The organism is Streptomyces lunalinharesii (genome assembly GCF_039532155.1).
Taxonomy (GTDB): domain Bacteria; phylum Actinomycetota; class Actinomycetes; order Streptomycetales; family Streptomycetaceae; genus Streptomyces; species Streptomyces lunalinharesii.
The window spans coordinates 160,876-174,355 of the sequence record NZ_BAAARK010000013.1; the positions used below are offsets into that span (position 1 = coordinate 160,876).

At 72.3% G+C, this 13,480-nt stretch carries 10 protein-coding genes; 1 reads left to right on the forward strand and 9 read right to left on the reverse strand.

What is annotated here, in order from left to right:
- Nucleotides 1-35: 35 nt before the first annotated feature.
- From ABD385_RS21245 to pyrG, 9 genes are all read right to left on the reverse strand, one after another.
- On the reverse strand, nucleotides 36-1,148 hold the full coding sequence (locus tag ABD385_RS21245) for a pseudouridine synthase (protein ID WP_344578446.1): 1,113 nt from the start codon (nucleotides 1,146-1,148) through the stop codon (nucleotides 36-38).
- Nucleotides 1,148-1,810, reverse strand: a complete 663-nt coding sequence (gene scpB / locus ABD385_RS21250) for an SMC-Scp complex subunit ScpB (protein ID WP_425585449.1) — start codon at nucleotides 1,808-1,810, stop codon at nucleotides 1,148-1,150. The genes ABD385_RS21245 and scpB overlap by 1 nt, the downstream gene beginning before the upstream one ends.
- Nucleotides 1,811-1,827: 17 nt before the next feature.
- Nucleotides 1,828-2,913, reverse strand: coding sequence for a segregation and condensation protein A (locus ABD385_RS21255; protein WP_344578463.1), 1,086 nt, complete (start codon nucleotides 2,911-2,913; stop codon nucleotides 1,828-1,830).
- A 178-nt stretch (nucleotides 2,914-3,091) separates the two neighbouring features.
- Entirely contained in the window at nucleotides 3,092-3,736 is a 645-nt protein-coding gene (locus tag ABD385_RS21260) for a hypothetical protein (protein ID WP_344578465.1), read from the reverse strand.
- Entirely contained in the window at nucleotides 3,721-4,884 is a 1,164-nt protein-coding gene (locus ABD385_RS21265) for a ParA family protein (RefSeq protein WP_344578467.1), read from the reverse strand. The genes ABD385_RS21260 and ABD385_RS21265 overlap by 16 nt, the downstream gene beginning before the upstream one ends.
- Before the next feature lie 343 nt (nucleotides 4,885-5,227).
- Nucleotides 5,228-6,343, reverse strand: coding sequence for an alanine dehydrogenase (gene ald, locus ABD385_RS21270; RefSeq protein WP_344578527.1), 1,116 nt, complete (start codon nucleotides 6,341-6,343; stop codon nucleotides 5,228-5,230).
- A gap of 167 nt (nucleotides 6,344-6,510) precedes the next feature.
- Nucleotides 6,511-8,613, reverse strand: a complete 2,103-nt coding sequence (locus tag ABD385_RS21275; protein WP_344578470.1) for a tetratricopeptide repeat protein — start codon at nucleotides 8,611-8,613, stop codon at nucleotides 6,511-6,513.
- A 182-nt stretch (nucleotides 8,614-8,795) separates the two neighbouring features.
- Nucleotides 8,796-9,422 (reverse strand): NUDIX domain-containing protein, encoded by a 627-nt coding sequence (locus ABD385_RS21280; RefSeq protein WP_344578473.1) that lies wholly within the window; start codon nucleotides 9,420-9,422, stop codon nucleotides 8,796-8,798.
- Nucleotides 9,423-9,521: 99 nt separating this feature from the next.
- Entirely contained in the window at nucleotides 9,522-11,210 is a 1,689-nt protein-coding gene (gene pyrG / locus ABD385_RS21285) for a CTP synthase (protein ID WP_344578475.1), read from the reverse strand.
- Nucleotides 11,211-11,653: 443 nt separating this feature from the next.
- Here pyrG and ABD385_RS21290 point away from each other — a divergent pair, with 443 nt between their 5' ends.
- On the forward strand, nucleotides 11,654-13,456 hold the full coding sequence (locus tag ABD385_RS21290; protein ID WP_344578528.1) for a glycoside hydrolase family 15 protein: 1,803 nt from the start codon (nucleotides 11,654-11,656) through the stop codon (nucleotides 13,454-13,456).
- Nucleotides 13,457-13,480: the final 24 nt, after the last annotated feature.

A 13,480-nucleotide genomic window follows, 5' to 3' on the forward strand; every position in this document is an offset into this window, starting at 1 on the left:
CCCGCAAGCGACGGCCGGGCCGGTCGGGCCGCTCCTTAGAGGTCGACCTCGCGCATCAGCATCCCGACCTCGGTGTTGGTCATCCGGCGCAGCCAGCCCGACTTCTGGTCGCCCAGCGCGATCGGGCCGAAGTGCGTCCGGACCAGCTTGTCCACCGGGAAGCCGGCCTCCGCGAGCATCCGGCGCACGATGTGCTTGCGGCCCTCGTGCAGGCTCACCTCGACGAGGTAGTTCTTGCCGGTGTTCTCCACGACCCGGAAGTGGTCGGCGCGGGCGTAGCCGTCCTCCAGCTCGATGCCGTCCTTGAGCCGCTTGCCCAGGTCGCGCGGGAGCGGGCCCTGGATGGCGGCCAGGTAGGTCTTGATGACGCCGTAGCGCGGGTGCGTGAGGCGGTGGGCCAGCTCACCGTGGTTGGTGAGCAGGATGATGCCCTCGGTCTCGGTGTCCAGCCGTCCGACGTGGAACAGCCGGGTCTCCCGGTTGGTGACGTAGTCGCCCAGGCACTGCCGACCGTCGGGGTCCTCCATGGTGGAGACCACGCCGGCGGGCTTGTTCAGCGCGAAGAAGAGGTACGACTGGGTGGCGACCGTCAGGCCGTCGACCTTGATCTCGTCCTTCCCCGGGTCGACCCGGAGGCCCTGCTCGGTGACGATCCGGCCGTTGACCTCGACCCGGGCCTGGTCGATCAGCTCCTCGCAGGCGCGCCGGGAGCCCATGCCGGCCCTGGCCAGCACCTTCTGCAGCCGCTCGCCCTCCTGGTCGCCGAAGGTCTTGGGGGTCTTGACCTGCGGCTTGTTGTCGTAGCGGGCGCGGTTGCGCTCCTCGATCTTGGCGTCGTACTCGCGGGGCCGCGCGGGGGCCTGGCCGCGGCCGCGCTGCTGACCGCCCTTGCCGGCCGGCCGGCCGCCCTGGGACGCGCCGGTGCGGGGACCGCCCTTGGCGCCGCCGCGGGCCGCCGCGCCCCGGGCGCCGGACTTGCCGCCGTCCCGGCGCTCGTCACCGCCCGCGGACCCGCCGACGTCGTAACGGCGCTCCTCGGGACGGGGGCGGCCAGCGCGCTGCTGCTTCTCGTCCCGCTTGTTGCCCGCGCCGCGGTAGTTGCCCTTACCGCCGCCGGTGCCCCTGCTGTTACTGCCGCTGCTTCGCATCAATGATCCGTCTGAGAGTCGCCGCTGTCGTCTACGTCGAACGACGGGATACCTTCCGGGGAGTCGCCCTCGATCGCGTCCGCCTCCGGGAGGAACGGGGCCAGCTCAGGGAGCTCGTCCAGGCCGCGCAGGCCCATCCGCTCCAGAAAGTAATTCGTCGTCCTGTACAGGATCGCACCTGTTTCAGGTTCCGTCCCCGCCTCCTCCACCAGGCCGCGCTGGAGAAGCGTGCGCATCACGCCGTCGCAGTTGACCCCACGGACGGCCGAGACGCGGGAACGGCTGACCGGCTGACGGTACGCGACCACGGCCAGAGTCTCCAATGCGGCCTGCGTGAGCCGGGCCTGCTGGCCATCCAGGACGAAGCCCTCCACCGCGTCCGCGTACGCCGCGCGCGAGGCGAACCGCCATCCGCCGGCCACCAGCCGCAGGTCGAAGCCGCGGCCCTGGCGGGTGTAGTCCTCCGCCAGCTCGCGCAGCGCCAGCGCCACCGCCCGACGGGGCCGCTGGAGCACCCGGGCCAGGTGCTCCTCGGTCGCCGGCTCGTCGACGACCATGAGGACGGCCTCCAGCGCGGGCTTCAGCTCCAGCCCGGCCACGCCCAGCGCACCCGTAGGCGCCTCCTCGGGCCCGCGGTGCTCCCCCGGCCCCTGCTCGGTGATCTCGTATCCCGCACCGCTCACGCCGGCTCCTCCTGCTCCTCGTCCGTCTGGGGATGGTCCGCGGTCCCCGCCGTCCCGCCGTCCGCGGCGCCGGCCGCCCGGTCGAACTCGTCGGTGACCCGTGGGGCGGCCCCCTCCGCGCCCGTCCAACGGACCGTCAGCGCGCCCAGCGCCTCCTCCTGGTCCAGGGCGATGGCCCGCTCCCGGTAGAGCTCCAGGAGCGCCAGGAAGCGCGCCACGACGGTCAGGGTGTCCGGGGCGTCCGCGACCAGTTCCTGGAAGCCGGCCGCACCGGCCGCCCGGAGCTGCGCCATCACCACCTCGGCCTGCTCCCGCACGCTGACCAGCGGGGCGTGGATGTGGTCGACGTAGACCTGCGGTTTCGCCCGGGGCTGCATGGCCTTCACCGCGAGCTTGGCGAACCCCTCCGCCCCGATGCCGAGCACGACCTCGGGCAGCAGCTCCGCGTGGTGCGGCTCCAGTCCGACGGTACGGGGGAAGCACCGGGCCTCCTCGGCCAGCCGGCCGCTGAAGATCTCCGCGATCCGCTTGTACGCGCGGTACTGGAGCAGTCGGGCGAAGAGCAGGTCGCGGGCCTCCAGGAGGGCGAGGTCGGCCTCGTCCTCCACTTCGGCGACGGGCAGCAGCCGGGCCGCCTTGAGGTCGAGCAGGGTGGCCGCGACGACCAGGAACTCGGTGGTCTGGTCGAGGTCCCAGTCCGGCCCCATGGCCCGGATGTGGGCCATGAACTCGTCGGTCACCCGGGACAGCGCGACCTCGGTTACGTCGAGCTTGTGCCGGGAGATCAGCTGGAGCAGGAGGTCGAAGGGCCCTTCGAAGTTCTCCAGCCGGAGCGTGAACCGGCCGTCGCCGCCCTCCGCGCCCCGCGGCCGGGTCGTCGGCGCCGCCGTCTGTGCGCCCTCCACGGGCTCGGGGGCGCCCGCCTCCACCACGGTGGTCCGACCGCCGTCCGCGGGGTCGGGCTCCGCCACGACCGTCTGGCCGGACGTCCCGGGTGCCTCGTCCAGGAGGGTGCCCTGCCCCCGTCCGAGGGTGCGGCGGGTACGGCGCGGGGCGGGGGCGTCGTCGTCGGTCGTCGGCATGGCGGTCCAGGGTGCTGCGGTCCCGCACCAAGGCGGGGGGTGGTCACGGCGGGACACCCCGCCGGACTGGCAGGCTAACCCGCCGCGCGCCGGAGACCGGTCCCGCGGGGCGTGTCGCACGCACCCCGGGACGGGGCCCCGGGCGCCCTCAGCCGGGCCGAGCGGGCGCGGGCGGGGCCTATCGGCCGCGGAGCCGCCGCACGAGGATGCTGGCGTCCCCGCGCGATTCCAGGTCGGCGAGGACCACGGCCACCGCCTCGCGCACGATCCGGCCGCGGTCGACCGCGAGGCCGTGCTCGCCGCGCAGCACCAGGCGGGCGTGTTCGAGGTCCATGAGCTCCTCGGCGGAGACATAGACGGTGATCTTCTCGTCGTGTCGTTCCCGGCCGCTGGGGCGGCGGTTGGCGCCGCGCCCCCGACGGCGGCCCGACGCGCCGGACGAGGCCGCGGCCTCGCGTTCGGCGCGGGCCGCCCGATCAGCCGGCGTGCGGTGTCCCGCGGCGGCCTCCGGTGCCGACTCACGGCCGCCGTGTTCGGCCGGCTCCGCGGCGGGTGCGCTGCGCGCCGCACCGGCGGCACCGTCGCCGGCGGCCGGCGCCCCGCCGTCCGGGCCACCACCGGCCCGCCGCCGACGCCCCGCGGGGGCCTCCTCCGGCGCGTCCGACGCGGGCGTCGGCTCGCCGGCCGGCGCGGGCACCCGGGCGTCGTCGCCCCCGGTGGCCGCGCCACCGTTCGTACGGCGGGGGGAGGACGGTTGCAGGCCCACTCCCCCGGTGGTGCGGAACAGTTCGTCGGCTCCGGGCAGACTCACTCGGCGTGACACCGGGCGAGCACCTCCCTGGCGAGCTGGCGATAGGCCGCGGCCCCCACGGAGTTGGAGGCGTAGGTGGTGATCGGCTCACCGGCGACGGTGGTCTCCGGGAAGCGGACCGTACGGCCGATGACGGTGTGGTAGACGTGATCGTCGAACGCCTCGACGACGCGCGCCAGGACCTCGCGACTGTGCACGGTCCGGGAGTCGTACATCGTCGCGAGGATGCCGTCCAGCTCCAGTTCGGGGTTGAGCCGCTCCTGGACCTTCTCGATCGTCTCGGTGAGCAGCGCGACACCGCGCAGCGCGAAGAACTCGCACTCCAGCGGCACGATGACCTTGTGAGCGGCCGTCAGGGCGTTGACGGTCAGCAGGCCGAGCGAGGGCTGGCAGTCGATGACGATGTAGTCGTAGTCGGGCAGCAGCGGCTTCAGCGCCCGCTGGAGCGTCGACTCGCGGGCGACCTCGCTGACCAACTGGACCTCTGCCGCAGACAAGTCGATATTGCTGGGCAGCAGGTCCATGTTGGGGACCGCGGTCTTGAGGAGGACCTCGTCGGCCGACATGCCCCGCTCCATGAGCAGGTTGTAGACCGTCAGGTCCAGCTCCATCGGGTTGACGCCGAGTCCGACCGACAGGGCACCCTGCGGGTCGAAGTCGACGAGCAGTACCCGGCGGCCGTATTCGGCGAGTGCGGCGCCCAGGTTGATGGTCGAGGTGGTCTTGCCGACCCCGCCCTTCTGGTTGCACATCGCGATGATCTTCGCCGGGCCGTGTTCCGACAACGGCCCCGGGATGGGGAAGTAGGGAAGCGGGCGTCCGGTCGGGCCGACCCGCTCACGACGCTGGCGCGCCGCGTCCGGTGCGAGCGTCGCCGCGTATTCCGGGTCCGGCTCGTACTCGGCGTCCGGGTCGTAGAAGTGCCCTTCGGGCAGGTCGTCGTAGTCAGCGAGACGGGCGGGTTGTCCACTGCCCCGGTCGCCGGCCATGGCGTTCACGTGTTGGCCGTCCATGCTCTGGTGGGCTGTCGTGGAAGTGCTCTGATGGGCTGCGAAGGTGTGGACCGCTACGGAGCCGACAGCCTCGCGCCCCGAGGGACCCTGGCCCCGTGCAACCGCTCCTGGCCGACCACTTCCGGGAGTAAATGTCGACTCATTCACAAGTCGTCTTACCTCCTTGGATGTGACCAGGAAACTTATCGATAGGTCAGCGTGGCACCATGCCGACGGTTGGCGACTCTATGGCGTGTCGGGCGTCCGCAGCAACACAATCCGCCGGACCCGGCCCGATGTGTCGGTAACGGAACCCCCCGATGTCAAGAGTGCACAGCGCACAAGACGGATGTTTCGGGGGTGCGCGAATCGGTTAAACGGTTACGTTCACGGCGAGTTGAGGGATGGTCACCAAAGGCCCTCTCAGGGGCGCGTCGCACATGCGACCGGCCGGGCTCCGTCGAGGAGGCCCGGCCGGTTGCGCGGCGCTTGACGCGTGCGGTTGACGCCTTTAGCCGAGGAGGGTGCGCAGTTCCACGTACTCCAGGCCGTGGGCCTGGGCGACCTCGGGGTAGACGACCTTGCCGTCGTGGGTGTTCAGGCCCTTGGCCAGCGCGGGGTCACGGCGCAGCGCCTCGACCCAGCCGCGGTTCGCCAGCTCCACGATGTAGGGCAGGGTGGCGTTGGTGAGGGCGTAGGTGGAGGTGTTCGGCACCGCGCCGGGCATGTTGGCGACGCAGTAGAAGACCGAGTTGTGGACCGGGAAGGTCGGCTCGGCGTGCGTGGTCGGCTTCGAGTCCTCGAAGCAGCCGCCCTGGTCGATGGCGATGTCGACAAGGACACTGCCCGGCTTCATCTTGGCGACGAGCTCGTTGGTGACCAGCTTGGGGGCCTTGGCGCCGGGGATCAGGACCGCACCGACGACGAGGTCGGCCTCGACGACGGCCTTCTCCAGCTCGTAGGCGTTGGAGACGATCGTCTGCACCTTGGTGCCGAAGATCTTGTCGGCCTCGCGGAGCTTGTTGATGTCCCTGTCGAGCAGGGTGACGTGGAAGCCGAGGCCCACCGCGATCTGCACCGCGTTCCAACCGGAGACGCCACCGCCGATGACGACGGCCTTGCCGGCCTGGACACCGGGGACGCCACCGGGCAGCACGCCGCGGCCGCCGGCCTGGCGCATCAGGTGGTAGGCGCCGACCTGCGGGGCGATCCGGCCCGCGACCTCGGACATCGGGGCCAGCAGCGGCAGCGCGCGGTTGGCGGTCTCGACGGTCTCGTAGGCGATCGCGGTGGTGCCGGACTCCAGCAGCGCGTCCGTGCACTCCTTGGAAGCGGCCAGGTGCAGGTAGGTGAAGAGGGTCTGGTCCTTGCGGAGGCGGTGGTACTCCTCCGCGATCGGCTCCTTGACCTTCAGCAGCAGGTCGGCGGTGGTCCACACCTCGTCGGCGGTGTCGAGGATCGCGGCACCGGCGGAGACGTACTCCTCGTTCGGGATGGACGAGCCGAGGCCGGCGTCCTTCTCGATGAACACCTGGTGGCCGTTGCGGACCAGCTCGTGGACTCCGGCGGGCGTGATAGCCACCCGGAACTCGTTGTTCTTGACCTCGCGGGGGATGCCGACCTTCACGTCGATCACGGTCCTTGAATGAGAGCTTGCAGAAGGAATTATCCCTCATGCGATGCATGACGGAACTGACCGCGCCGTACGCGGCCCAACCAGTCTATTGAAGGACCTCGCGTTGTCTAGCCTTGCAAAGGGCCCATTTTCCGGAAGAGCACTACCGATTTCGTAGGTCAGTCGAGCGCCTCCCGTTGCCTCCGCTCCCCCGCCGCCCGGTGGAGCCGTGCCGCTGCTGGGTCGCCGAGCCGGTCGAGGATCTCCGCAATCCGCAGCTGGAGGCGGACTTCCAGGAGTGTGTCGTTCGCCGCACGGGCGAAATCGAGCGCCTCCAGGCGGCTGCGCAGCGCCGCATCCAGCTCCCCAGCGTGCTCGTGGACCCCGGCCGTTGCCTCCGCCGCACGCGCCTGACCTGCGGAATCACCGAGCCTGCGGAAGGCCCGGGCGGCGGCCCGGCAGTCCTTGAGGGCCTGCTCGTAACGGCCCGCTGCGCCGTGCGCGGCACCGATCCGGGCGTGCAGCCGCGCCGCGTCGGCCCGCTCGCCCCGGCCCAGCCGCAGTTCCAACGCCCGCCCGTACCAGTCGGCGGCACGGACCCAGTCGCCCAGCTCGCCGTAGGTGTCGCCCAGCGACTCCAGCGCCCGACCGGTGGCCACCGGGTCCTTCACCGAACGTGCCGCCTCCAGCGCCCCCCGGTACCGGGTCAGCGCCTGCTCCTTCCGGTCGGCACCGGCGTCCAGGTCGCCGAGGTTGAGCAGGGCGGCGGCCCGTTCGCGCGGCAACGGCCGGCGCTCGGCGACCCGGAGGACCAGCGCGTGCAGGGTGTAGAGGTCGGGCGCGGCCCGCTCGGGGCCGTGGTGGGCGAGCAGCGCGCGGGTCAGCGCGGAGATCAACCGCCGGTCCAGCGTGTCGAGTTGACCGTCTTCGACGGCCATCCGGGCGGCGTCCAACAGGGCGCCGCGGCGGGTGCGCAGCCAGTGCGCGGCGGCGGCCCGGCTGCCGAAGCGCAACGAGCGGGGCAGTTCGCCGGCCTTGCGCCGGGACGGCGAGCCCTCCGGCTCCGCGGCGGCCCGGCAGGACTGGAGCAGCCGGACGGTCCGCTCCAACATCCGGGCGCGGGCGAGTTGGACGTCGGCCGGTCGTTCCTGCTCCCGGAGCAGGTCCCGGGAGAGCGGGACCAGGCAGCCGGGGAGCCGGTACCGGGGGCCGATCGCCGCGTCCGCGGGCGGGGCGGCCGGACCGTCGTCCTCGGACAGCGGTCGCAGCAGGCCGAGGGCGACGAAGTCGTGCAGGACCGTGGCGGCGGCCGGGACCGTGCAGCCGCCCAGCGCGGCAGCGGTGTGCGGGTCCACCAGGCCGTCCGGGGCGAGGGTGGCCAGTCGCAGTATCCGGGCGGCGGCCTGCGGCAGCGCGTCGTAGGTGAGGCGGAAGGCGCGGTGCAGGGGGTGGGCGCCGGCCGGCAGGTCCGGCGGCAGGGGGACGGCGAGCAGCGCCTGGCGCAGATCGGCGACGGAGAGCTTGGGGCGGGCGGCGAGCCAGGCACCCGCCAGTATCAGCGCCGCCGGCTGACCGCCCGACTCCTGCGCGACGGCCTCCGCGGTCCGCGGGTCGACGGTGACCCGGGTCGGCCCCGCGTAGTGGCACAGCACCTCGACGGCGGCCGCGGTGTCGAGGCCGCCCAGGACGCAGGGGCGGACGTCCGAGATGCCGGTCAGCGGGCCCTGCGAGACCACCACGACCAGGCAGTCCGGGGCGTCCGGGATCAGCGGTTCGACGTCCTCGGCGCCCGGCGCGTCGTCCAGCAGGAGCACCGTCCGCCGGTCGGCCAGTGCCGTGCGGACCGCCTCGGCCAGCTCGTCCTCGTCGGCGCCCGGCGGGGCGTCGGTGCCCAGCGCGGCGAGCAGGTCGCGGGCGGTCCGGTCGAGGCCGACGGGGGCGCCGTCCCGGCCGGTCAGGACGGCACGCAGCACCCCGTCGGGGTACTCGTCCGCGGTCTCCCGCAGCAGCGCCTCGGCCAGGGTGGTGCGGCCGGAGCCGGGGCGGCCGGCGATCAGCAGCACCCGGCTGCGGGCGCCCCGACGGCCGGTGAGGGTGTCCAGGCCGGCCCGTCGGATGTCGGTGCGCAGCGCCTTGAGTTCGTGGCGGCGGCCGGCGAACCCGGGGAGTGCGGAACGGGTGGCGCCGTCCTGGCGGGGCAGGGTCCCTGGCCGGTCCGCCGCAGTGGACCCACGCGCCGCCTCCGGCGCGCGGTGTCCCCCGCCCACCACCTGGTCCGTCACCGGTCACGCTCCCGTCCGCCCGCGCTCCACGTTCCCGTCGCGGACGCGTACGGGAACCCTGTCGAGCGTAGTTCACGACCCGTCACGTCCCCTGCGGAGCAGGACTGTTGGGTCACTCGATCGGATCGGCGGACCATCCGACCGGGAGCGGAACGGGGCGGGCGGCGGCGCCCGCCCCGGCGTCAGGCGCGGAAGGGGCGGGCCGGCCAGGGCGCGTCGGCCGGCCGGAGGGCGTCCAGGCCGTCGCCGGCCCGCGCCGCGACGAGCGCCAGCACGCCGACGACCAGGCAGTTGTTGTGCAGCTCGCCGGCGAGGGCGCCGCGGACCAGCTCGTCCACCGGAACCCGCGCCAGCTCCATGTCGGCCTCCTCCTCGGAGACCTCGAAACGCTCGCCGTCAACCTCGGACAGCCCGCGCGCGAAGAAGATCCGCACCGCCTCGTCGCTGCCGCCGGGGGTGGTGTAGACGTCGGCGAGCACCCGCCAGTCCTCGGCCTTGACGTGCGCCTCCTCGTACAGCTCGCGCTGTGCGGCGTGCAGCGGGTTCTCCCCGGGGACGTCGAGCAGCCCGGCGGGGATCTCCCACAGCTTCTGCCGCACCGGGTGGCGGTACTGGTGCAGCACCAGGACCCGGTCGGCCTCGTCGAGGGCGAGGACCGCCACCGAGCCCGGGTGCACCTGGTAGTCGCGGCTGACGGTGGACCCGTCCGGCATGACGACGTGGTCGGTGCGCACGCTCGTCTTGGCCCCGGTGAACGGCGTGGTGGTCCCGGTGACCGTCCACTCCACCGCGGTGTCCTTGATCGCCATGCGCGTCCTCCTGGGGATAGCTGTGCCAACGCGAAACCGGGGTACCGCCTCCCGCTTGAGGAGGCCGTACCCCGGCAACCGTAACCGGCGGGCCGGCGCCTACTTCTTGGCGCCCGCCTCCCGCGCTGCTTCCTGGCGCTCGACGGCGGCCTTCACCAGACCGGCGAAGAGCGGGTGCGGGCGGGTCGGGCGGGACCGCAGCTCCGGGTGCGCCTGGGTGGCGACCAGGTAGGGGTGGACCTCGCGCGGGTACTCGACGTACTCGACCAGCTTGTTGTCCGGGGAGGTGCCGGAGAACAGCAGGCCCGCCTTCTTCTCCAGCTCACCGCGGTAGGCGTTGTTGACCTCGTAGCGGTGGCGGTGGCGCTCCTCGACGTAGGGCTCGCCGGCGTAGACCTCGCGGACGATGGAGCCCTCGGCGAGCTTGGCCGGGTACATGCCCAGGCGCATGGTGCCGCCCATGTCGCCCTCGCCGGCGACGATGTCCATCTGCTCGGCCATGGTGGAGATCACCGGGTCGGTGGCGGCCGGGTCGAACTCGGTGGAGTTGGCGCCCTCGATGCCGGCGAGGTTGCGGGCCGCCTCGATCACCACGCACTGCAGGCCCAGGCAGAGGCCGAGCAGCGGGAGCTTGTTCTCCCGGGCGTAGGTGATCGCGCCGACCTTGCCGTCCACGCCGCGGTCGCCGAAGCCGCCGGGGACGCAGATCGCGTCGCAGTCGGCGAGCTGCGCACGGGCACCGGCCGGGGTCTTGCAGTCGTCGGAGGTGACCCACTTGATCTTGACGCGGGCCTTGTTGGCGAAGCCGCCGGCGCGCAGCGCCTCGGTCACCGAGAGGTAGGCGTCGGGCAGGTCGATGTACTTGCCGACCAGCGCGACCTTGACCTCGTGCGACGGGTTGTGGACCCGGTCGAGCAGGTCCGCCCACTGGGTCCAGTCCACGTCCCGGAACGGCAGGTCCAGCTTGCGGACGACGTAGGCGTCCAGGCCCTCGGCGTGCACGACCTTGGGGATGTCGTAGATCGACGGGGCGTCCGGGCAGGCGATGACCGCGGCCTCGTCGACGTCGCACATCAGCGAGATCTTGCGCTTGATGGCGGTGGGCACCTCGCGGTCGGCGCGCAGCACGATCGCGTCGGGCTGGATGCCGATGTTGCGCAGGGCCGCGACCGAGTGCTGGGTCGGCTTGGTCTTCAGCTCACCGGACGGGCCGATGTAGGGCAGCAGCGAGATGTGCACGACGAAGACGTTGTCCCGGCCCACCTCGTGGCGGACCTGGCGGACGGTCTCCAGGAACGGCAGCGACTCGATGTCGCCGACCGTGCCGCCGACCTCGGTGATGACCACGTCGACGTCGTCGGTGGCCAGCCGCCGGATGCGGTGCTTGATCTCGTTGGTGATGTGCGGGATGACCTGGACGGTGTCACCGAGGTACTCGCCGCGCCGCTCCTTGGCGATCACGGTGTTGTAGACCTGGCCGGTGGTGACGTTCGCCGAGCCGTCGAGGTCGACGTCGAGGAAGCGCTCGTAGTGGCCGATGTCCAGGTCGGTCTCGGCACCGTCGTTGGTGACGAAGACCTCACCGTGCTGGAACGGGTTCATCGTCCCGGGGTCGACGTTCAGGTACGGGTCGAGCTTCTGCATCGTGACCCGCAGGCCGCGCGCCTTCAGGAGAGCACCCAGGCTGGAGGCGGTGAGCCCCTTGCCGAGCGAGGAGGCGACGCCCCCGGTGACGAAGAGGTGCTTGGTCGTCGTGGCTGCGTTCTTTCGAGAAGCAGAGGGCGGCATGGCCAAGAGGGGGCTCCCGTGGTCGCGAGGTGGAGAGGTGCGAGGGACGCCGGTTTTGAGGGGCGCCGTCGCTGCGGTTCGGGGGTGCCGTACTTCCGTTGGGTCCCACCGGTCCACGGGATACCAGGCTATCAGCGACCGGACATGGTCGCGTCCGGCCACGCACCGGAAGGCGTCCTCGCCCAGGCCACCCGTTCGGACCACCCCCACTCGACGTGAGCGTCGCGCGGAGCACCCCCCTGCGTCGTATCCTGCTCGGACACTCGCTGCGAGCCGTCCGGGAAGGCACCACTCTCCCCCAGCTCACCGCTGGGTGGGGCCCCGGTGCCAGCTGGGGGAGTGCCCCCAGCCCGTTTCCCGGTCCCGCTGCTCGGCGACGTTTCATGGGCAGGACGGACAGCACACAACGTCCCATGGGGGGCGTGACTCCAGTTCGACGGGAGATGCACGTGGCCGGGCGCATCGAGGACTACGCACTTGTCGGTGATATGCAGACCGCCGCTCTCGTGTGCCGGGACGGCACGGTCGACTGGCTGTGCCTGCCCCGTTTCGACTCGCCGGCGGTGTTCGCGGGGCTGCTCGGCACCGAGGAGCACGGCTTCTGGCGGATGGGGCCGATCGGCGGGGAGGTCCCGCGGGCCGCGGACCGGCGGCGCTACCGCGGGGATTCACTCGTCCTGGAGTCCGAGTGGGACACTCCGCGCGGTACCGTCCGGGTGATCGACTTCATGCCGCCGCGGGACGGCGTGCCGCAGGTGATCCGGATCGTGGAGGGCGTCAGCGGCCGGGTGCCGATGCGGTCGGAGCTGCGGATGCGGTTCGCGTACGGCTGGGTGGTGCCGTGGGTGCACAAGGTCGACGGGCGCACCGTCGCGGTCGCCGGGCCCGACTCGGTGTGGCTGGACACCTCGGCGGAGACCTACGGCAAGGACCTGACGACGTACTCCGACTTCACGGTGTCGCCGGGCGAGCGGATCGCGTTCACGATCAGTTGGCAGCCCTCGCACCACGAGCCGCCGGCCCTGGCGGACCCGGAGGCGTCGCTGGAGGCGACCGAGGAGTTCTGGCAGGAGTGGGTCGAGCACTGCACGTACCACGGGCCCTACCGGGACGCGGTGGTGCGCTCGCTGATCACGCTGAAGGCCCTGACGTACGCGCCGACCGGCGGGATCGTGGCGGCGCCGACGACGTCGCTGCCGGAGTGCGTCGGCGGGATCCGCAACTGGGACTACCGCTTCACCTGGTTGCGGGACGCGGCGATCACCCTGTCGTCGCTGCTGCGCACCGGCTACCGCGAGGAGGCCCGGGCCTGGCGCGAGTGGCTGCTGCGGGCGGTGGCCGGCGACCCGGAGAACCTCCAGATCATGTACGGCATCGCCGGTGAGCGGGAGCTGGGCGAGACCGAGCTCAAGTGGCTGCCCGGGTACGAGGATTCGCGGCCGGTGCGGGTCGGCAACGGCGCCGCCGGCCAGCTCCAGCTGGACGTCTACGGCGAGGTCACCGAGGCGCTGCACCTGGCGCACATGACCGGGCTGGCCCGCAACGACTACGCCTCGCTGCTCCAGATCAAGCTGATCGAGTGGGTGGAGAAGCACTGGGACGAGCCCGACGAGGGCATCTGGGAGGTGCGCGGGCCGCGCCGGCACTTCGTGCACTCCAAGGTCATGACCTGGGTCGCGGTCGACCGCACGGTGAAGCTGATCGAGTCCGGGGACGTGGACGGCCCGCTGGACCGGTGGAAGGACCTGCGGGAGACCATCCACCGGGACGTCTGCGAGAAGGGCTACGACAAGGAGCGGAACACCTTCACCCAGTCCTACGGCTCGCAGGAGCTGGACGCGTCGCTGCTGCTGATCCCGCAGGTCGGGTTCCTGCCGCCGGACGACAAGCGGGTCATCGGCACCATCGAGGCGATCCAGCGGGAGCTGTCCACCGAGGACGGGTTCGTGCTGCGCTACCCGACGTCCGGCGAGGGGCTCGGGGTGGACGGCCTCGAAGGCGACGAGGGGGCGTTCCTGGCCTGTTCGTTCTGGCTGGCCGACGACCTGGCGATGATCGGCCGGGTGGAGGAGGCCCGCAAGCTGTTCGAGAAGCTGCTCTCGCTCCGCAACGACCTGGGGCTGCTCGCCGAGGAGTGGGACTCCCGGCTCCAGCGGCAGGTGGGGAACTTCCCGCAGGCGTTCAGCCACGTTCCGCTGATCGACACGGCGCTGCGGCTGACCGCGAGCGGGGCCTACGGGGGGTGACGCCCTGCGGGGCACCACGCCCCC